This window comes from Candidatus Symbiopectobacterium sp. NZEC127 (genome assembly GCF_025962675.1).
In the GTDB taxonomy this organism is placed as follows: Bacteria; Pseudomonadota; Gammaproteobacteria; order Enterobacterales; family Enterobacteriaceae; genus Symbiopectobacterium.
On record NZ_JAGFPG010000001.1, the window covers coordinates 1,147,813 to 1,167,781 of the forward strand.

Sequence of the window (19,969 nt, forward strand, 5' to 3'; positions counted from 1 at the left end):
TCGCCACGTAAGTGGCGCATAAATATATCTCTATTATTTTTGTCATACCTGACAAGAACGCATAGTCATACCTTAAATACGATTAATCACTAAAACAGCACCAGGTATTATTTTTCTCTGAACATTATTTTTAATTTCAACGTTAATTTCGCCACATTATTGCGATAAGGAAATGTATGTCATCAACACTATCTCGTGGAAATCATTATCGTGCAGCGTTTATTATGCTTGCCGCCGCATTACCGGTTAGCAGTTACGCCGCCTACCCGGATAAACCGATAGAAATGCTGGTCGCTTTTGCACCCGGTGGCGGCACGGATATTGCGGCACGCTCTATTGCACATTATCTGGAAAAACATTTGGGTAATAATGCGCGCATTGCCGTGATCAATAAACCGGGCGCTGGCGGAGAAATTGGCTGGACCGCGCTGGCACGCGCCAAGCCCGACGGTTACACCATCGGCATGATCAATCCCCCGGCGATTAATGGGCTCGTGGTAGAAGGCAAAGCCAAGTTCACCATGAGTGACTATCAGCCCATCGCCAATATTGTGTACGACCCGGCGATCCTGGTGGTGAACAAAGACAGCCCCTACCAAACGTTGAGCCAGCTTATCAGCGCGGCACAACACGCGCCGGAAAAACTGGTGATAGGCACGTCCGGCGCATCAGGCTCTTCGGAGCACATTGCGATCCTTAACCTCAATCGCCTGACCGGAGTCACGTTTACCCCCGCATTTTTCGGCAGCACGGCGCCGGTGCGTCAGGCGATTCTGGGTGGACACGTTCCCGCCGCAACCATGAACCTGAGCGAAGCTTTGCAACTGGCCCGCGACGGTCAAATCCGCGTGCTGGGTCTGATGGCAGATAAACGTGCTGATTATCTGCCTAACGCTCCCACCTTTCGTGAGCAAAATATCGATCTGATTGCCGGTGCTTCGCGCGGTATTGCCGCGCCGAAAGGCACGCCGCCAGAGGTTGTCAAAGCGCTGGAGAAAGCGCTGGCGGGCGTGATCGCCGATCCCGACTATCTCGCGGCAGCGCAAAAAGCAGAGATCCCGCTTAACTATCTGAATGCGGCGGAATATCGCACGCTTATCGACCGTATCAGTGCCGATCTCTCCGACACCTGGAAGGTGACACCATGGCGTTAAGTGCTTCACTAACCCATCGGCGGGCGGATGTGGTGTTTGCGACCGTATTGATTCTGGCCGCAGGCACGCTTTATCGGGAAGCGGGCCATTTCAGTGGCACCGGCGCTGCATTTCCACGCGTGTTAACCGTACTGCTGGCGCTGTGTGCGCTGGCCGTCATCGTGCGTGAAATCAAGTTTCCGGCAGGCGATGAACGCCCTCTGTTCGCGCAACCAGTCCGCGTGGTGATGGGCTTTTTGCTGATGTTTGCTTATATCACGGCGATGGATGCGATCGGTTATGTTCCCGCCAGCGTGATTTTTGGCCTCGGAATACCGTGGCTGTTCGGTTACCACCACTGGCGTCTGTCGCTGCCGGTGGTGTTGGGTACGCTCTGTTTTATTCTGGTGGTGTTTCGCCTGCTGCTTGAGCGCCCACTGCCCTCAGGCGCGCTAACCGCATTACTGGAGCCCCTGCTATGATTGACGCTCTGCTCAGTGCATTACCGCACGTGTTTGCACCGGCCAATTTATTTGCCGTGGTGCTGGGCACCGTAGCGGGATTGGTTGTGGGTGCGTTGCCCGGCCTGACGGTCACCACCGGTATCGCCATCCTGATCCCCTTGACGTTCGGCGTCGATCCGCTGTTTGCACTCGGCATGATGGCCGGGATGTATAACGGCGGCAGCTATGGCGGTGCCATTCCTGCCATTCTGCTACGCATTCCCGGCACACCCGCCTCGGTCGCTACCGTACTGGATGGCTACGCCCTGACCCGGCAAGGAAAGGCAGCCTATGCGTTACAGGTGGCGGTCACATCAGGGGTGATCGGCAGTGCACTTTCTGCCCTGGCCCTGATTCTGTTCGCGCCGGGCCTGGCCTCCATGAGCCTGCTGTTTGGTCCGGCGGAGTATTTCTGGATGGCGCTGCTGGGGCTGGCTACCGTGACCTCGTTACTCGGTGATGATTTTATCAAGGGTGTCATTGCCGCCATCATCGGCCTGCTGATCGGCACCGTCGGGCTGGATATTTCCACCGGCGATGAGCGCTACACCTTTGGTATTCTTGAATTGACCGAAGGGCTGGACCTGGTGGTGTTGTTGACCGCGCTGTTCGCGTTCCCGCCTCTGATTCATATGCTGGAACAGGCCATTACCGCGGGCATGCCCGGTCACTTGCTGAAACTCAAACGACAGGGATCGGTACTCGCGCAATGGCGCAGCTTCTTGCCCGTTTGGCTGAGAAGTTCGGTGATTGGCATTATCGTCGGCGTACTGCCGGGTGCCGGCGGCAGCATGTCTTGCTATCTGGCCTATAACGACGCAAAGCGGCGCGACAGCGATCCGGACAGCTACGGTAAGGGCAACCCCAAAGGCGTCGCCGCCTCAGAAGCGGGCAACGGTGCCGATAATGCCGCCTCGTTGATTCCGGCCTTAACGCTGGGTATTCCCGGTTCGGGGATTGCGGCGGTGATCCTTGGTGGCCTGCTGGTTCAAGGGTTACGCCCCGGCCCGCAGCTGTTTCAGGATTATCCCGATATCGTGTACGGATTTATGCTGCAAATGCTGTTGTCAGCGTTATTACTGGCCGTGGTCGGAGGATTAACCGCAACGCGATTATTTGGTCAGGTATTAAGACTCCCCAATATATTGCTGGTGCCAGTAATCATGTTGTTTATTACCGTCGGGGTCTATGCGGTCAATAATACCCTCTTCGATCTGTATCTTTTCTTTAGTATTGGTGTGGTTGCCTATTTCCTGGAAAAACTGGACTACCCTAGCGCACCGATTATTTTGGGTGTAATCCTGGGCCCTATCGCAGAAACACAATTACATCTCGCGTTGACTATTTCCGGCGGTAACACCCTCGCGTTAGTCAGTTCGCCGCTGTCAATCATTCTGGTGCTGCTCACATTATTTATTTTTGTTACCCCTTATTGGCGTTTTCGCCGCAAGCTACGTGCAGCCTGAAATAACCCAGATTTGGACACACAGCGACCTAGGGTATTACGCAAGGTGAGGCATTCACCTTGCCTGATGCGTCATTCGCGTGATTGAAAGGATAATCACAGATGAAAATAGCACTGTTAGGTGCAGGGAACATTGGATTTGCCAGCGCAGCCTGGCTCTGCCATCACGGCCACCAGACGGTGCTCTGGGCCAGGGATGCGCACACGCTAGCAGGCATTTCTCACGCCCATTCAGGGCTTCACTATACCGGCGTTATCGAAGGAGAATGTCGCCCGGCCGTTACTACTGACATCGCCGCTGCGGTACGCGGCGCGGATGCCGTGCTGCTGTGCGTTCCGGGTTATGGCCATCGTGCAGTGATGGAAGCACTGGCACCCCATCTGACAACCGGACAGCCGGTTATCATTAATTCCGCGTGCTCATTGAGCGCCTTGTTTTTGTCGCAACTGCTGGCACAGCGCGCCATCCGCGCACCGATTATTACCTGGGGAACCACCGCATTCACCGCCCGACGCAAAGCGGAAAACGGCGTCACCCTGATGACCGCACGCCGCTGTGTGCATGTCGCCACGCTCCCCGCCGCACACAATGCCGAGGCAATCGCCCTGTGCGAGCAGCTGTTTGGCAAACGGTTCCAGCCGCAATCCAATATCCTGGCGACGTCATTAATCAATATCAATCCGATTGCGCATCTGGGGTTGGCGCTGTGCAATGTCACACGCATCGAGCATCAGGAGCGCTGGCCGCAATATCACTATATGACGGATGGAGTGGCGAACCTGATTCTGGCACTGGAGCAGGAACGGCAAGCCTTGGCACAGGCATTTGGCCTGAGGCTGCACAGCATTGAAGCGCATTTTCAGCAATCGTTCGATGTATCCTGCCGTACGCTGAGCGAGATCGCCGCCGAGTTGCACCGTCGGCGCGGTGGACCACCCGGCCCGACCGACATGAATACCCGTTTTATTCTGGAAGATACGCCCTACGGGTTGGTGTTCGCCGAAGCGATTGCACGCAAAGCAGGGATCGCGCTGCCGCTACACAGTGCATCAATTACCCTCGCCAGCGCCGTGTGGCAGTGCGATCTTCGGGCCCAAAATGATGTATTGCCTTCCCTGGAACTGGATGCCCTCTCGCTCGCTGATTTTACCCGGTCGTTGCAAGAAGGCATTAGCGCATCACAGGCCCGCGTGTGGTAATCGCTAACGCCCACCCGACAGGCGCAGCCGTTAGCGCTGCGCCACTTCTGTCAGCACCGCATCCAGCGTATCGAGAAACAGCGCGGCATGCTGTTCCCTGAACACCAGCGGTGGCCGAATCTTCAGAATATTGCCCGCAGGCCCGGTGGCGCTGATCAATACGCCGCGCTGGCGCAGGGTGTTTACCACCGCTACCGCCTCAGCGCTGGCTAGCGTTTTGTTTTCACGGTCGCTCACCAATTCCGCGCCGACAAACAGCCCGCTGCCGCGCACGTCGCCCAGCAGTTCATGACGCTGCGCCAACGCGTGCAACCCTTCGCGCAGGCAATGCCCGACCCGCAATGCATTTTGTTGCAGTTGCTCTTCGCGGATCACCCTAAGCACCGCGTGTGCCGCCTGACACGACACCGGGTTACCGCCAAAGGTATTAAAATAGCGAACGTCGCGGCCAAACGCGGCAAACAGCGCCGATTTTCCCACCAGTCCGGCGATCGGATGCCCGTTACCCATCGGCTTGCCCAGGCTGACCAGATCCGGCACCACCTGATGACGGGCGAATCCCCACATGGCTTCACCGGTGCGGCCAAAACCCGGCTGCACTTCATCGGCAATAAACAGCCCGCCTGCATCGCGCACCCATTGTACCGCTTGCGCCACTTCACCCTTCGGGGGGGAGAAGACGCCGTCGCTGGAAAAAATGGTATCGAACAGCAGTGCCGCAGGACGAATGCCTTCTGCACGCATCTCCGCCAGTGCCGCCTGCACCGACGCCAAAAACGCGCCGGGTTGGCGATAGCTGTCTGGTGCATCAATCAGTTTCACATAGTTGCCGCGCGCCACGCCGTCGCCAAGGGACGGGGAGAGTTCCGCCAGCGCGCTGGTAACACCGTGATAGGCCCAGCGAGTCACGATAACCCCGGTGCCGCCCGTCACATGCCGCGCAATGCGCAGCGCCAAATCATTGGCTTCACTGCCGGTGCAGGTCAGCATCAGGTTATCCAGCTCCGCCGGAAATTCACGCAGCAGGTCTTCGGCAAAATCAACGATGGCATGATGTAGATAACGGGTATGGGTATTAAGCTGTGAGCTCTGCCGGGCAATCGCTTCCACCACCGCCGGATGGCAATGCCCGACCGATGCCACGTTGTTGTATACGTCCAGATAGCGTTTGCCCTGCGCATCGAACAACCACACGCCCTCTCCGCGCACCGGATGCAACGGCTCCTGATAGAAGAGTCGATAACCCTGACCCAATACGCGCTGGCGACGCGCCAGTAGATCAGCGCCGTCATTCACGGGTGACATTGTCACTTCAGTCATTATTCATCTCCTTTATCCCCTGCCATATCCGCTGGCAGAACCGATCGTGTGAATAGCGGGATATCTGTTGCAGGCTGCGCCAACTGCGCGGCAAATTGCGCAATAAATAGTCACGATTATCCGGATAGCGTGCAGCACGCCACTGCGCGATAGTCATGATCAGCGCCAGACGCGTCATGATGAGATCGGGCAATAGCGCAATCTCCTGCTCGGTCAATGGCAAATGTGCATGATAAGACGCGGTAAACGGCACGATAAAAGCGAAGGGATCGTCCCCGTCATGGACCTGATAGGCCAATGCCGTCGCCAGGTCATTGATCAGCGGTGCATACAGGGCATCCCCAAAATCGATAATGCCGCTTACGCGCGTAGCATCACCGGCATCTGCCAGCACGTTATGCGGATTCATGTCGTTATGGATGGTCTGCTGACGCAGTGTTTTTAACTGCGGCGCGACGTGGCTATCGTAGCGTTGCAGGATCTGCGTGATAGCCTGTTGCTGCTCAGGGTCGTGCACAAACGCAAGATAAGGCCGAATTTGCTCGGCGCGACTGATGTCCCACAACAGTTGCCTTTTTTCTGCCGGGTGTGAAAAACGGCTCAATGCCACATCCAGCTGTGCCAGCGTGCTGCCTAAACTTTCCATCAGCGCGATAGAGGGCCTAACCGCGTGCAGCGGTGTGCCTTCAAGAAAACTCACCAGACGAATGCGCAACGCGCTGCCGTCAATGTCCACCACCGGTTCCGCCTGCTGATAGCGCGTCAGTATCACGCGCGGCACCGGCAGCGCCGCCGCCTGCTGGGCAACATGCAGTAACAGCGCGGTCTGGTAGTGGCTCTCGGCCACCGATTCAGCGGCATTGATCACCTTTAGCATATAGCGCCGCCCGGAGGGCACGGTCAGGCAGAAATTTTTATCCCGTTCGCCGGTGAGCAAGGTGACATCCCCTTGCAGGCCGTAGTATTGCCACACCAGCGCCTGCGCCTGCTGGCAAGAAACCTCCGGTACCGCTTGTGTCATCAGCGTGCCCGAGTCCTGCGCGTCACACATGCTGGCCTCCGTTAACCTGAATTTCCGCGCCATTAACATAGGAAGCGCCGCTGTTGCACAGGAAATAAATCAGGCTCGCCACCTCTTCGGGTTTGCCCAGGCGCTGCATCGGAACCTGACGCGCCACGATCTCATCGGTACCCGGTGACAGGATGCTGGTTTCAATTTCACCCGGCGCAATCGCATTGACGCGAATGCCGTAGCGTCCAAATTCGTTTGCCATTTCCCGCGTCAGCGCAGAGAGTGCCGCTTTAGAGCTGGCATAGGCGCTGCCAGCAAACGGATGCACGCGCGACCCGGCAATCGAGGTGATATTGATGATGCTGCCCTGACTGGCACGCAGTTCATCAAACAGTCCGTTAGCCAGCAGTGCGCAGGAGAACAGGTTGACGTTAAACACCCTGAGCCAGGTGGCGTAGTCGGTCTGGCGCACGCCCAGGCGGCTGCCATCCACGCCTTTTGGCGAAATACCGGCGTTATCGACCAACGCGTCCAGCCTGCCGCCAAGTTTTTCTTTGATCAGCGGCAGCGTCTCCTGCACGCTATCGATATCCTCCAGATCGAGGTGGATATGGTTCAGCACCCCTTCCACCCACGGGCAATCCTCCACCCAGTTCTGCCGTGAGGCGGTGAAAATACGCCACCCGGCGGCATGGAAATGCTTCACCGTGGCGTGACCGATCCCCCGACTTGCGCCGGTCAACAGCAAGGTCTTTTGCTCGGACATAGGCACCTCATTAGATATTTGATGCATCATAAAATCAGCGTTAAAAAAAACTGAAACAGCGCGCTGTTCAGTAGAATTCTGTCTGTAAGCCCGACAACGCTTTGTTGCACGGGCTTCAGGATATAATTAGCAGCACTATTCCTTCACAAGAATGCGCTAAACCGACACCATCACCCAGGGCGACCGCCTCTGAGCTTCTCCGCGCGTCTGCGCAGCACTTCCATCACAATCAGCAGCACCAGCGCTGCACCCACCATCATAGAGGCGGCCGCCGCAATGGTGGGATCGAGGTTTTCCCTGATACCGGCAAACATTTGCAGCGGCAGCGTGCGCTGACGCGGGCTGGCGAGAAACAGCGTGACGATCACTTCATCGAACGAAGTGGCGAAGGCAAACAGCGCGCCGGAGAACACGCCCGGTGCGATAAGCGGCAGCGTCACTTTGCGAAACGCATACAGCGGCGGCGCGCCCAGACTGGCGGCTGCGCGGGTCAGGTTATGATCGTAATTTTTCAGCACCGCCGTTACGGTGATCACCACAAAGGGGACGCCGAGCATGGCATGGGCCAACACCAAACCAAGATAGCTATTGAGCAGCGAAAGTTTGGCGAAGAAGAAGAACATCCCGACCGCCACAATCACCACCGGCGCAATCATCGGGGAGATCAGCACCGCCATCACCAACGCCTTGCCGCGAAACTCACCGCGTACCAGACCGATGGAGGCCAGCACGCCAAGCACCGTGGCTAACAGCGTTGAGAGCGGCGCAATCATCAGGCTGTTGCCGAGCGCGCCTAACCAGGCGCTGGAGCTGAAAAACTCCTGATACCAGCGCAGCGAAAATCCGGTCAGCGGATAGCTGAGAAAAGAACCGGCGTTAAACGACAGCGGCACGATCACCAGCACTGGCACCACCAGGAACAGCAGCATCGCCGCGCCGTAAAAATTAAAGAAGCCTTTCCATAAACGCAGGACCACGGCACCTTGTTGTCTCATCAGGGTTCTCCTTGCGTCTTAACGCGCCGCCGCTTCGGCGTCGGTGCGGGTCACGCGAATATAAACAATATAGAGCAGCGTCACGATGATCAGCAGCTGTGTACCCAACGCTGCCGCCATGCCCCAGTTCATGGTGGTGTTGGTGAAGAACGCCACGAAGTAGCTCAGCATCTGGTCGCTCGGCCCCCCCAGCAACGCCGGTGTGATGTAGTAACCGATCGCCATCATGAACACCAGCAACGCCCCGGCGGTAATCCCGGCGTAGGTTTGCGGCACATAGACGCGCCAGAACGCCTCAAACGGGTGCGCACCCAGCGAAATGGCCGCGCGCATGTAGCTGGGGGAAATGCCCTTCATCACCGCATACAGCGGCAGGATCAAAAACGGCAACAGAATGTGCGTCATTGAGATATACACACCGACACGGTTAAACACCATCACCAGCGGCTCATTGATAATGCCGATACTCAGCAAGGCGCGGTTGATCAACCCGCCCGATTGCAACAGCACAATCCAGCTGGCGGTGCGCACAATCAGCGAGGTCCAGAACGGCAGCAGTACCAGAATCATCAGCAAGTTGGCGCGATTGGTCGGCTGTTTTGCCAGCCAGTAGGCCAGTGGATAGCCCAATCCAACGCACAGCAGTGTCACCACACCGGCCATTAGCAGCGTGCGCAGCAGCACATCAACATACAATGATTGTTCCGGCGGTTGGGCAACAATGTTTCCTGATGCCGGATCGACACGATAGTCAAACACCGCCAGCAGGTAATAACTGGTGAAAGGACGCGAAGCGCGATCCAGCGTGCGCCAGGTGGAGAGTTCTCCCCACAGCGGTTGCGTTTGAATCAGTTGTTCACGCACGTTGCCGCTGTCGGGCGCGGGCAACTGGCGCAAGGTGCGGTTAATCAGGGTGCGATAATCAGACCCTTCATAGCCGAGACGTTTGGTTATCATGGCAATTTGCCCGGCGCTGCGCGCCTGACGCAAATCAGCGGCCACGGCAGTAAACGCCGCGTCATTGGGTAATTCGTTGCCAGACCATTGCCGCAAGGCGGCAATGGTCATCGGCATGGCTTCCCGCAGTTCTGGATTCGAGATACTTTTTCCCAGAATCGAAAAAATCGGAAAGAGAAAGCTAACAACCAAAAAAAGGAACAGCGGCGCAATCAACAGCAATGAACGTTTTTTATACAGCGCCTCAGCCGTTTTGAGCTGCTGTTTCAGCAGCGGGCTCCCTTCTCTTTCGTTGGCGGGCGGCAACGCCGCGGCCAGGTTATTCTGGGACATACACTTACCTCCAATCACAGATACGGCAAAACCAACTTACTGCGCAGCCCAGGCGTTAAAGCGCTGTTCCAGTTCTTCACCGTGGTCAATCCAGAACTCAGTGTCTACTTGCAAGGCCTGTGCCAGGTTATCCGGCGCGGTCGGCAGGTTTTTCACGACGTCAGGGGAAATCAGGCTGGTGGTTTTAACGTGCGTTGGGCCATAGGGGATGGTTTCAGCAAACACTTTCTGGTTTTCCGGCTGGTTGGCAAAGGCGATAAACTGTTCTGCCAGCGCTTTGTGCTTGGTGCCTTTGACGATGGCCCAGCTGTCCAGATCGTAAATACTGTCATTCCACACGATGCGGAAATCATGCCCTTCTTTCTGCGCCGCAGTAACGCGACCGTTGTAGGCGGAGGTCATCACCACATCGCCAGACACCAGCCATTGCAGCGGCTGTGCGCCGGATTCCCACCATTGGATATTTGATTTGATTTGGTCCAGCTTCTTGAACGCGCGATCGACACCGGCAGGGGTTGCCAGCACTTTGTAGAGATCTTCGCGTTTTACGCCATCCGCCAGCAATGCAAATTCCAGCGTAAACTTGGCGCTTTTACGCAGCGCACGTTTACCGGGGAAGGTTTTCACATCCCAGAAATCAGCCCAGCTTTTCGGTGCCTGCGGCAGTTTGGCCGCGTTATAAGTTAGTACGGTAGACCAGAGGAAAATCCCTGCGCCGCACTCAGAAACCGCACCCTGCACAAAGTCAGAGGGGTTGCCCAGTTTTTTCCAATCCAGCGGCTCAAACATCCCTTCGTTACAGCCGCGTACCAGCTCCGGCCCTTCCACTTCAACCACATCCCAGCCAACCTGACCGGTTTCCACCATCGCGCGAATACGGGCCATCTCCCCGTTGTATTCACCCGCTTCTACCGTTCCTTTACCCGCCGCAGCGAAAGGTTTGTAGAACGCTTTATCCTGAGCATCCTTGTTCAAGCCGCCAAACGAGACGACGGTTACGGTTTCAGCATAGGCCTGTGAAGCCATGGCAGTAACCAGGGCGCAGAGCGCCATTTTTTTCACTGCGGACAGCTTGGTCGGTAACTTTTGGGTCAACATAAGTGCGGCTCCTGGAGAGTTCGTCAACGTTAAATGCGGGCTGTACCCATCACAATTTTTTTTGATGCATCATGCATCAAATAAAAAGCATAATCTGTGCCATGAATTCGGATTACCCCTGGCTGATTAGCTGAATTACCGCGATTGGAGCCTGAAAAAGGCATAGGGAATTTTTATGGCTGGCCGCACTATCCTATAACGGCGTTTTTTGCTTTGTTGTGGTGCATCCGCTGACGCGCTGCACCAGCACAAGGCGGAGGCTGCCAGCAACCTCGCGCCAGAATGCGGCACGGTCAGAAATGGGTTTCTGAACCGTGCCACCTTGGCATTACGACAAATCTACGCAGAGATATTTCATCTCCAGATAATCTTCAATACCGAAACGCGAGCCTTCACGGCCTAAACCGGACTGTTTCACCCCACCGAACGGGGCCACTTCGTTAGAGATAAGACCGGTATTGATGCCCACCATGCCGTAATCCAACGCTTCCGGCACCTTCCACTGGCGCACCGCATCACGGGTATAGACATAGGCGGCCAGACCGAACTCGGTGTCGTTCGCCATGGCGATAACCTCGGCGTCATCCTTAAACGGAAACAGCGGCGCCACCGGGCCAAAGGTCTCTTCACGGGCAAAGCGCATTTGCGGTGTGACATCGGCAATCACGGTCGGGGTAAAGAAGGTGCCGCCAAGCGCATGCAGCTTGCCGCCGGTCAGTAACGTCGCGCCTTTGCCCAACGCATCGGCAATGTGTTGCTCAACTTTAGCGACCGCATCGGCATCGATCAGCGGCCCTTGCGTGACGCCCGGCTGCGTGCCTTCGCCCACGTTCAGCTTCTCAACCTCTTCGACCAGACGCTGTTTCAGTGCCGGGTAGATGCCCTGTTGCACGTAGATGCGGTTAGCGCAGACGCAGGTTTGCCCGCTGTTACGAAACTTCGAGGCCAGAATGCCTTTGATGGCGGATTCCAAATCAGCATCATCAAACACGATAAACGGGGCATTGCCGCCAAGTTCCAGCGACAGTTTTTTCACCGTGGGCGCGCTCTGCGCCATCAGGATACGGCCTACTTCGGTCGACCCGGTGAAACTCAGCTTGCGAATCACCGGACTGTCGCACAGCACTTTACCGACATCCGCCGCTTCACCGGTGATCACCTGCAACACACCGCGCGGAATGCCCGCCTGGTTAGCCAGCTCTGCCAACGCTAACGCGGTAAAAGGCGTTTGTTCGGCCGGTTTGACGATCATGGTGCAGCCTGCCGCCAGTGCCGGACCTACTTTGCGCGTGATCATCGCCGCAGGGAAATTCCACGGCGTGATAGCGGCACACACGCCAATCGGCTGTTTGATCACCAACAGGCGCTGATGCCCTTGCGGTGTCTGCAACACGCTGCCTTCGATGCGTTTTGCCTCTTCGGCAAACCACTCGATAAACGAGGCGGCATAGGTGATTTCACCTTTGGCTTCCGCCAGCGGTTTGCCCTGCTCAGCCGTCAGGATCGCTGCCAGCGCATCCTGATGTTCTACTATCAGACGTGCCCAGGTTTGCAGCAGGCTGGCACGGGCTTTCCCCGTCAACGCCCGCCAGCTCACCAGCGCCTTTTCCGCGGCCGCAATGGCCGTCGATGTTTGTGACGCTGTCACTAATGGTACAGAACCGAGCACGGCCCCAGTCGCCGGGTTGGTCACCTCAAGGGTGTCGCCGCGTTCGCTGTTCTGCCATTCACCGTCGATCAAACATTGCTGACGGAAAAGCACGTTGTTTTTCAATTGCATAATATTCCTCTGGTTACTTCGCCAACACGCTGGTCAAAATCTTCAGCGCCTGACTGAACTGCGCATCAGGGATGGTCAGCGGATACAGGAAACGAATCACGTTGCCGTGTACCCCACAGGTTAACAGTAGCAGACCTTGCTCCAACGCCGCCTGTTGGTAACGGCGCGTCAGTTCTGCGCAAGGTTTGCCGGTCGCCGGATCGTTGAACTCGACGGCCACCATTGACCCTTGGGCGCGAATCGCCACAATCCCCGGACACGATGCCTTGGCACCTTGCAACGTTTCCACCAATTGCGCCCCGAGGCGTTGCGCTCGTTGGCACAGCTGTTCTTCATCGATGATATCGAGCACGGTCAGCGCAGAAGCCACGGCCAGCGGGTTGCCCGCATAGGTGCCGCCCAATCCGCCAGGGCCAGGTGCATCCATCACATCGGCACGGCCTACCACGCCAGAAATCGGGAAACCACCGCCTAAGCTTTTCGCCACGGTGATCAGATCCGCTTTCTCCGCATAGTATTCCATAGCAAACAGTTTGCCGGTGCGCGCGAAGCCGGTTTGTACTTCGTCGGCAATCAGCAGGATGCCGTGCTGGTCGCACAGCTTACGAATGGCGGTGATGAATTCCGGCGGTGCCGGGACAAAACCCCCTTCCCCTTGGACCGGTTCAAGAATAATGGCAGCCACTTGATCGGCACCGATATCGGTATGCAGCAGAATATCCAGGCTCTCCAGCGCGCGTTCCACCGAGATGCCGCGCGCTTCATTCGGGTACAGCGCATGGAAGATAGAACCGGGGAACGGGCCGACGCCGGTAGAATACGGTGCCACTTTGCCGGTTAACGTCAACGTCAGCAGGGTGCGGCCATGAAATGCGGCGTTAAAGGCGATGATGCCCGGACGTTTGGTGTAGGCACGGGCAATCTTCACCGCATTTTCTACTGCTTCGGCACCGGTGGTGAAGAAAGCGGTTTTTGCGGTTCCTTCAATCGGGGCACGTTGATTGATACGCTCAGCCAGTTCCACATAGCTGCCGTAGGGAACCACCTGATAGGCAGTGTGCGTGAAGCAATCCAGCTGCTTGCGCACCGCGTCGACAATTTTCGGGTGACGGTGGCCGGTGTTCAGCACGGCGATACCGGCAGCGAAATCGATGTACTCGTTGCCTTCCACATCCCACAGCGTGGCGTTCTCGGCACGCGCCGCATAGAAATCACACATGACAGCCACACCGCGCGGTGTAGCGGCTAAACGGCGTTGATTCAATTCGCTATTACTCATTTTTCAGCTCCCGATTACGTTCGCACCCAAAGCACAAGGTCGTGTTGACGGGCCGGTGAATGCCATGGCGACCAACCCGTTATCAAATTTGATTCTATTTATGCGCGCTCTGGTCCTATAATCCAGAGCCAGTTTATACAATTTGAGGGATCCACTTTGCGCTCGCTGCTTACCGACTTACTGATGCAACGGTTAGCCAAACAGACGTCAGGCACGCTGAACAAGCGGCTATACGATACGCTGCGTCAGGCGATACTGGCGCGCGCTATCACGCCGGGCAGTCGTCTACCCTCATCTCGCGATCTGGCGCAGCAGCTCAATCTGTCACGTAATACCGTGCTGGCGACTTATGAACAGTTGCTGGCAGAGGGATACATCGAAACCCGGCCCGGCAGTGGCACTTTTGTCACGGAACAACTGCCCGATGGCAATATGGAGCGCGTACCCGATGCGCAGGAGGGTGCTTCGCACTCCGCCGCGCCGGCGCTGTCGCGGCGTGGTATGAACCTGCTGGGTTACGCCGGTGCTTCAGCGCGCCAATGGGGCGCGTTTATGCCGGGCATTCCCGATATTGCCAGCTTTCCACACGACCTGTGGCGGCGCACGCAAACGCGATTGATGCGACGCATGAAACCGGAACAGCTCTCCTACTCCCCCATGGGTGGCAGCCCGGAGTTGCAGTTGGCGCTGACGGAATATCTGCGCGTGGCCCGCTCGGTGGAATGCACGCCGGAACAAGTGCTGATCACCGAAGGCACCCATCAGGGCATGGATCTGCTGGCCAAAATGCTGTGCAACCCCGGTGATACCGCATGGATTGAAGACCCCTGCTACTGGGGAATGCGCAACGTACTCACCATTAATGGATTACGCGTAACGCCCATTTCCGTGGACGATCAGGGGATGGCCCCGCCGGAAACGCCGCCCCCTGGGCGCGCACCGCGGCTGATTTGCGTAACCCCGTCACACCAGTATCCGCTGGGTGCGGTGATGAGTCTGGCGCGCCGCCAACGGCTGCTGGCACTGGCGCAGGAGCACAACAGCTGGATCGTGGAAGATGATTACGACAGCGAATTCCGCTTCTCCGGCAACCCGGTACCGGCGTTGCAAGGGTTGAACAGAAATGCGCCGGTGATCTACATCGGTACCTTCAGCAAGACGCTCTATCCCGGTTTGCGCGTGAGCTACATGGTGCTGCCGCCGCCGTTGGCACAGGAGCTCAAAGTCGCCCACGCCGAGTTGTACCGTGGCGGGCACTGGCTAACGCAGTCCACGCTGAGTGAGTTTATTCGCGAAGGACACTATGCGGCGCACATTCGCCGTATGCGATTGCTTTACGCCCGGCGACGCGCGCTGTTGACCCAACTGATTGAAACCCACCTTGGCAGCGAGTACGTCGGCGACCGCAGCAATGCCGGGCTGCATATGCTGTTAAAGCTGCCTGCGCAGGTGGACGATGTGTTGCTCAGCACCCAGATTTTGCGCCACGGCGTTATGGTAAAACCGCTCTCCAGCTACTACCTGCGCCCCACCGCCGAACGCGGCCTGCTGCTGGGCTATGCCAGCGTTGAAGAGGGTGAAATTGTGCGCGCTTTCGACGTGGTGGTTGCCTGCCTGCGCACCCTGCCCGGCCATACTGACTAGCGCCCTGTTATCGTGCGCCGCCCGCGCGGCGCACTGCACCACACGCAGGCAAACCCCGTCGGCAACGCCCCACCATGGCGCATACCAATAACCGCTCACACCCGGTTTTGACTTTTAACCACTTAGTTACACAACGGTTTCATTGAATGGGCATGCTTTATGCATAACGGTTGTGATGATACCGTTACGCGAGAGATTGGACGCATGAGAACCTACGTCAGCTTCAAGAATATTCAGAAAACCTACGACGGCGATCGTCTGGTGGTCAAGAACCTGAATCTGGACATTCAGGAAGGGGAATTTTTAACGCTGTTGGGCCCTTCCGGCTCCGGTAAAACCACCAGCTTGATGATGCTGGCCGGGTTTGAAACCCCCACTCAAGGCGAAATTCTGCTAAAAGACGCCCCGCTACACAGCCTGCCGCCACATCAGCGCGGCATTGGCATGGTGTTCCAGAACTATGCGCTGTTTCCGCACATGACCGTTGCCGAGAATCTGGCGTTTCCCCTCTCGATTCGTCGTATGAACAAGAGTGATATCAAGGAAAAGGTAGATCGCGTGCTGGATCGCGTAAAACTGACAGAGCTGGCGGATCGCTACCCGGCGCAGATGTCCGGTGGGCAGCAGCAACGCGTGGCATTGGCGCGCGCCTTGGTGTTTGAACCGAAACTGGTGCTGATGGATGAGCCGCTGGGCGCATTGGATAAACAGCTGCGCGAGCACATGCAGTTGGAGATTAAAGCCCTGCATGAATCTTTGGATCTGACCGTGGTGTATGTGACGCACGATCAAAGCGAAGCCATGACCATGTCGAACCGCGTCGCCGTATTCAACGATGGCATCATCCAGCAAATGGACAGCCCGAGCGATATTTATGAACGCCCACAGAACACCTTTGTCGCACAGTTCATCGGCGAAAATAATACGCTGGTTGCCACGCAAAGCGGCACTGACGGCGATTACTATCTGGCAACGTTGGACGATGGCACCGTGTTACGCGCCCTCAAGGTTCGCCCTAGTTCACCCGGTAAAAAAATCAGCCTGTGTATCCGTCCGGAACGTATTCGCGTCAACGCCAACCCGCTGACCGCCGGTGCAGAACAGGTTCGCGCGCGTATTCAGCAATTTATCTATCTGGGCGATCATGTGCGCATGATGACCGAAGTGGCAGGCCAATCGCCTTTTATGGTGAAACTGCCTGCCAGCGAAATCCAGCCACACTGGAAGCCCGGCACGGAATTGATGCTCTCCTGGCAGCCGGAACACCTGCGTGCGCTGGATGTGATTGTTAGCCATTAACCGCCTCGCTAGGGCGAGGTTGTTGACAAACCGGTCTAATACGGTCATTCCCGCGCAGGCGGGAATCTCTTACAGACTAAAGGCGTTCATTCTGTCAGAGATCCCCGGCTTTCGCCGAGGATGACGTGACGGTAAAGTGACGTTGTAATCAGTCTGACTTGAGCTCAGCCCGGGTTTGGTCGTCAACGCCAAATCCCCTCGCCCTGTCACAGCCTTTCAGGTCGCGATCCGCTACAATCAGCTGACAGACACATTTTCGGCTAACCGCATGGATGTTATCGGATTTATCGCTACCATGATGCCCATCGCCCTGTCGCCCGGCGCCAGCTTTACGCTGGCGCTGAATAACGCGGTGACACAGGGCGCGCGTGGCGTACTGCGTATTATTGTTGGCACCGCATTGGGTATTTATACCCATGCGATACTGGCAAGCATAGGGATCTCTGCGCTGTTGATGCGCTATCCAGCGCTGATGCGCGCCCTCACGCTACTCGGCACCGGCTATTTGGTTTATCTGGCGTTACGCCTGATACAGCGCGGCTGGCAAGGTGCCGCGCGAGCCCCTGCATCCGGCCGTTTATTGGGGATTCGTGCCGCCTACGTTGCCAATGTGCTCAATATCAAAGCCATTTTACTGTATGTGACGGTAGTGCCTCTGTTTGCAGGCGCTACGCGTGACAGTCAACCACTGGAACAGAGCGTGATGAGCTTTATGGCGTTGGCGACGGTGCACGTCGCCATCATGAGCGGATGGTTGCTGCTGACAACACAGGTGCTGCTGCGCTCGGCGCGCGCCGTCAATATGCAGACCATGGAAACCACCATCAACCTCGGTGGCGGGCTGATGCTGCTAGGGCTGACGCTGTGGCCTTATCTACAAGGGTAAAGGCGGGACAGTGATCCCGCCTTGTGCGATTACGCGCGAATTTTACGGTACACCAGCAGCACCACCAGAGCGCCAACCACCGCAACGCAGAAACTGCCAAGATTGAAACCGTCCACGCGGCCAAAGCCAAAGAAAGTGCTGATATAACCGCCCACCACCGCGCCAACGATGCCGAGCAAAACCGTAATAATAAATCCGCCACCGTCTTTTCCCGGCATGATCCATTTTGCCAAAACACCCGCAACCAACCCAAAGATAATCCAGGACAAGATTCCCATAACCACCTCATGTTTTACAGATGAAAACGCGCATCCAGGACACACGCGAACGACCAGTACTTCATCAAGTATAGGCACAAATGGCAGCAAGCGAGTTGTGCTGCGTTGAAGATTTTTATGGACAATTCAATTGGAGATTAATGAGTTAACGTTAAACGGGTAAAACAGATATTAAAAAATGCATCACCTTCTCTCTACTGGCGTTTTATTCTTAGAACCAAGAATAAAGGGTATTCTACAGATGAAACTCCCGTCGGGTTATATTGCATAAAAAAGTGATAACAAACAATTAACCAACGACAATAACAAAGCGTTAAAATAATAATAGCGCTTTCGATAAAATAGTAAAAATCCCATATACAAACACAAAGAAACATTGTTTTACAATTTTGGAACGATGTTTTATTTTTCTGATTAAGATCTCATATTAAAAAAATCGCACTGAGAAAAATTGGTTATTCGTGCTGTAGTAGCGTGGCAAGGATTATTGTAAAGATAAATTATCAAGACGTAGAGCCTATCCCAGTGGGCATCATTAGCGTAGCCAGTTTGTTTACGGGCAGCGCGCAGAAACCAGGGACAGGCTCTTAATAACACCAACGAATGTAGCATAACGCCAATGAGAACAGGTTCGCCCTGCCTCTGTGCACGCTCACGCCTGGCGTGCACACAACGGCTGTTCTGCAAACACGTTTGCTATCACTATACCTACAGGGTCAACATGGACATATTGTTAAGTCTGGTTAAAACGCCGTCTGTCATCATTGCCATTGTCGCTTTTTTAGGATTATTATTCCAAAAGGCCACGATTTCACGATTAATAACAGGGACGTTTCTCTCCTTTATTGGCTTTACCATGATAAAAGTAGGCGGGAGCATTTTAATGAAAGTGCTTACCGCTTTTAGCAGCTTATTTTCACACGCCTTTAATATTGTTGGCGTGGTGCCCAGTAACGAAGCCATCATGGCGGCAACTATTGATAAGATAGGTGCCACGGCGGCGTTGATATTGCTGTTCTCGATGATCATCAATATCCTGCTCGCCCGTTTTACTCGTATGAAAAATATCTATTTATCGCTACATCTGGTGCTGTTCATGGCATTCGCTCTGACCGCCGTATTAGCACAATTAGGCTACAGCGTGTTGTTTATCGTGATCATCGCGTCGGCTTTCATTGGGTTCTACATGGCATTTGCCCCTTACGTATTGGGGCGATTCAGCCGCAAAATCATCGGCTCTGATGAATACTCCATCTCTCATGCGGCAATTTCTTCCTATATTCTCGGCTCTTACATGGGAAAATGGTTTGGTAACACCCAGCATGACACCGAGCATTTGGAAATCAGCAACCGTTTCGACTTCTTGCGCGAGCCCAATGTGGCCACGTTGTTGACCATGCTGATTTTGTTGGTCATTTCCTGCATTTTTGCCACTCAACCGCAAATCAAAGACGCCATGGTGATGGTGTATGGCAGCGGCGCGGCGGATAAAAACGTATTGATTTTCATTTTGGAACAATCCGCGACCTTCGCCTGCGGCCTCTATTTGGCAAAAGCAGGCGTAGGGCTGTTCACGGCTGAAATCGTTCCGGCATTTAAAGGATTTGCCAAAGTCTTCGCGCCCGGCGCGGTGCCGGCAGTTGACGTTATGGTGCTGTTTGACAAAGCGCCGAACGCGACGCTGATCGGCTTTTTGGTGAGTTTCCTGGTTGAGCTGATTTGTATTCTGATTTTCCCGTTTATTGGTCTGCCTATCATTGTGCCCGGCATTATGGCGAGCTTTATCACCGGCGGCGCAGCAGCCATTTTCGGCAACGCAACCGGCGGCTTCAGAGGTGCCATCATCGCCAGCTTTATCAATGGGTTGTTGCTGTGCGTATTGCCAGCCCTTACGCTGCCGTTGTTTGCCGATCTGGGTGCCAAAGGTGTGACCTTTGCTGACCCGGATTTCACGATTCCCTCTCTGATCCTGAATTTTGTGCTGGGGCTGTTTAAATAAGCACAAAAAAATCCCGCCAACC

At 55.7% G+C, this 19,969-nt stretch carries 17 protein-coding genes; 8 read left to right on the forward strand and 9 right to left on the reverse strand.

Annotated features, from left to right (window positions below):
- Nucleotides 1–176 precede the first annotated feature (176 nt).
- From J5069_RS05195 to J5069_RS05210, 4 genes are all read left to right on the forward strand, one after another.
- On the forward strand, nt 177–1,154 hold the full coding sequence (locus J5069_RS05195; protein ID WP_264642852.1) for a tripartite tricarboxylate transporter substrate binding protein: 978 nt from the start codon (nt 177–179) through the stop codon (nt 1,152–1,154).
- The gene (locus J5069_RS05200) at nt 1,145–1,615 is read left to right on the forward strand and encodes a tripartite tricarboxylate transporter TctB family protein (protein ID WP_264642853.1); all 471 of its coding nucleotides are present in this window, start codon (nt 1,145–1,147) and stop codon (nt 1,613–1,615) included. Before J5069_RS05195 ends, J5069_RS05200 begins: the two co-directional genes overlap by 10 nt.
- Complete coding sequence (locus tag J5069_RS05205; RefSeq protein ID WP_264642854.1) at nt 1,612–3,102, forward strand: tripartite tricarboxylate transporter permease; 1,491 nt, start codon at nt 1,612–1,614, stop codon at nt 3,100–3,102. Before J5069_RS05200 ends, J5069_RS05205 begins: the two co-directional genes overlap by 4 nt.
- A gap of 101 nt (nt 3,103–3,203) precedes the next feature.
- Nucleotides 3,204–4,301, forward strand: a complete 1,098-nt coding sequence (locus tag J5069_RS05210; protein WP_264642855.1) for an NAD/NADP-dependent octopine/nopaline dehydrogenase family protein — start codon at nt 3,204–3,206, stop codon at nt 4,299–4,301.
- Between the two features lie 30 nt (nt 4,302–4,331).
- Here J5069_RS05210 and J5069_RS05215 read toward each other — a convergent pair whose 3' ends face one another.
- The 8 genes from J5069_RS05215 to J5069_RS05250 form a co-directional block, all read right to left on the reverse strand.
- Entirely contained in the window at nt 4,332–5,621 is a 1,290-nt protein-coding gene (locus J5069_RS05215) for an aspartate aminotransferase family protein (protein ID WP_264642856.1), read from the reverse strand.
- Nucleotides 5,614–6,672: a phosphotransferase gene (locus J5069_RS05220; protein WP_264642857.1), complete on the reverse strand. Its 1,059-nt coding sequence runs from the start codon at nt 6,670–6,672 to the stop codon at nt 5,614–5,616. Before J5069_RS05220 ends, J5069_RS05215 begins: the two co-directional genes overlap by 8 nt.
- Nucleotides 6,665–7,399 (reverse strand): SDR family NAD(P)-dependent oxidoreductase, encoded by a 735-nt coding sequence (locus J5069_RS05225; RefSeq protein ID WP_264642858.1) that lies wholly within the window; start codon nt 7,397–7,399, stop codon nt 6,665–6,667. Before J5069_RS05225 ends, J5069_RS05220 begins: the two co-directional genes overlap by 8 nt.
- A 170-nt stretch (nt 7,400–7,569) precedes the next feature.
- Nucleotides 7,570–8,394: an ABC transporter permease gene (locus J5069_RS05230; RefSeq protein WP_264642859.1), complete on the reverse strand. Its 825-nt coding sequence runs from the start codon at nt 8,392–8,394 to the stop codon at nt 7,570–7,572.
- 18 nt (nt 8,395–8,412) lie between these two features.
- The gene (locus J5069_RS05235; RefSeq protein WP_264642860.1) at nt 8,413–9,684 is read right to left on the reverse strand and encodes an ABC transporter permease; all 1,272 of its coding nucleotides are present in this window, start codon (nt 9,682–9,684) and stop codon (nt 8,413–8,415) included.
- Between the two features lie 36 nt (nt 9,685–9,720).
- Nucleotides 9,721–10,782 (reverse strand): ABC transporter substrate-binding protein, encoded by a 1,062-nt coding sequence (locus J5069_RS05240; protein ID WP_264642861.1) that lies wholly within the window; start codon nt 10,780–10,782, stop codon nt 9,721–9,723.
- Nucleotides 10,783–11,110: 328 nt separating this feature from the next.
- The gene (locus tag J5069_RS05245; protein WP_264642862.1) at nt 11,111–12,562 is read right to left on the reverse strand and encodes an NAD-dependent succinate-semialdehyde dehydrogenase; all 1,452 of its coding nucleotides are present in this window, start codon (nt 12,560–12,562) and stop codon (nt 11,111–11,113) included.
- Nucleotides 12,563–12,575: 13 nt separating this feature from the next.
- A complete protein-coding gene (locus J5069_RS05250; protein ID WP_264642863.1) occupies nt 12,576–13,841 on the reverse strand; it encodes a 4-aminobutyrate--2-oxoglutarate transaminase in 1,266 nt (421 codons plus the stop codon).
- A gap of 156 nt (nt 13,842–13,997) precedes the next feature.
- Between J5069_RS05250 and J5069_RS05255 the strand changes: the two genes are divergently transcribed.
- The 3 genes from J5069_RS05255 to J5069_RS05265 all read left to right on the forward strand — a co-directional run bounded on the left by J5069_RS05255 (nt 13,998) and on the right by J5069_RS05265 (nt 17,670).
- Nucleotides 13,998–15,485 (forward strand): PLP-dependent aminotransferase family protein, encoded by a 1,488-nt coding sequence (locus J5069_RS05255; RefSeq protein WP_264642864.1) that lies wholly within the window; start codon nt 13,998–14,000, stop codon nt 15,483–15,485.
- Between the two features lie 204 nt (nt 15,486–15,689).
- On the forward strand, nt 15,690–16,784 hold the full coding sequence (locus J5069_RS05260) for an ABC transporter ATP-binding protein (protein ID WP_264643731.1): 1,095 nt from the start codon (nt 15,690–15,692) through the stop codon (nt 16,782–16,784).
- Nucleotides 16,785–17,052: 268 nt separating this feature from the next.
- Entirely contained in the window at nt 17,053–17,670 is a 618-nt protein-coding gene (locus J5069_RS05265; RefSeq protein ID WP_264642865.1) for a LysE family translocator, read from the forward strand.
- Between the two features lie 29 nt (nt 17,671–17,699).
- Here the strand turns inward: J5069_RS05265 and J5069_RS05270 are convergent, their stop codons facing one another.
- Nucleotides 17,700–17,948, reverse strand: coding sequence for a GlsB/YeaQ/YmgE family stress response membrane protein (locus tag J5069_RS05270; RefSeq protein ID WP_264628123.1), 249 nt, complete (start codon nt 17,946–17,948; stop codon nt 17,700–17,702).
- Between the two features lie 721 nt (nt 17,949–18,669).
- Here J5069_RS05270 and J5069_RS05275 point away from each other — a divergent pair.
- Nucleotides 18,670–19,947, forward strand: coding sequence for a PTS ascorbate transporter subunit IIC (locus J5069_RS05275; protein ID WP_264642866.1), 1,278 nt, complete (start codon nt 18,670–18,672; stop codon nt 19,945–19,947).
- The last annotated feature ends 22 nt before the right edge of the window (nt 19,948–19,969 follow it).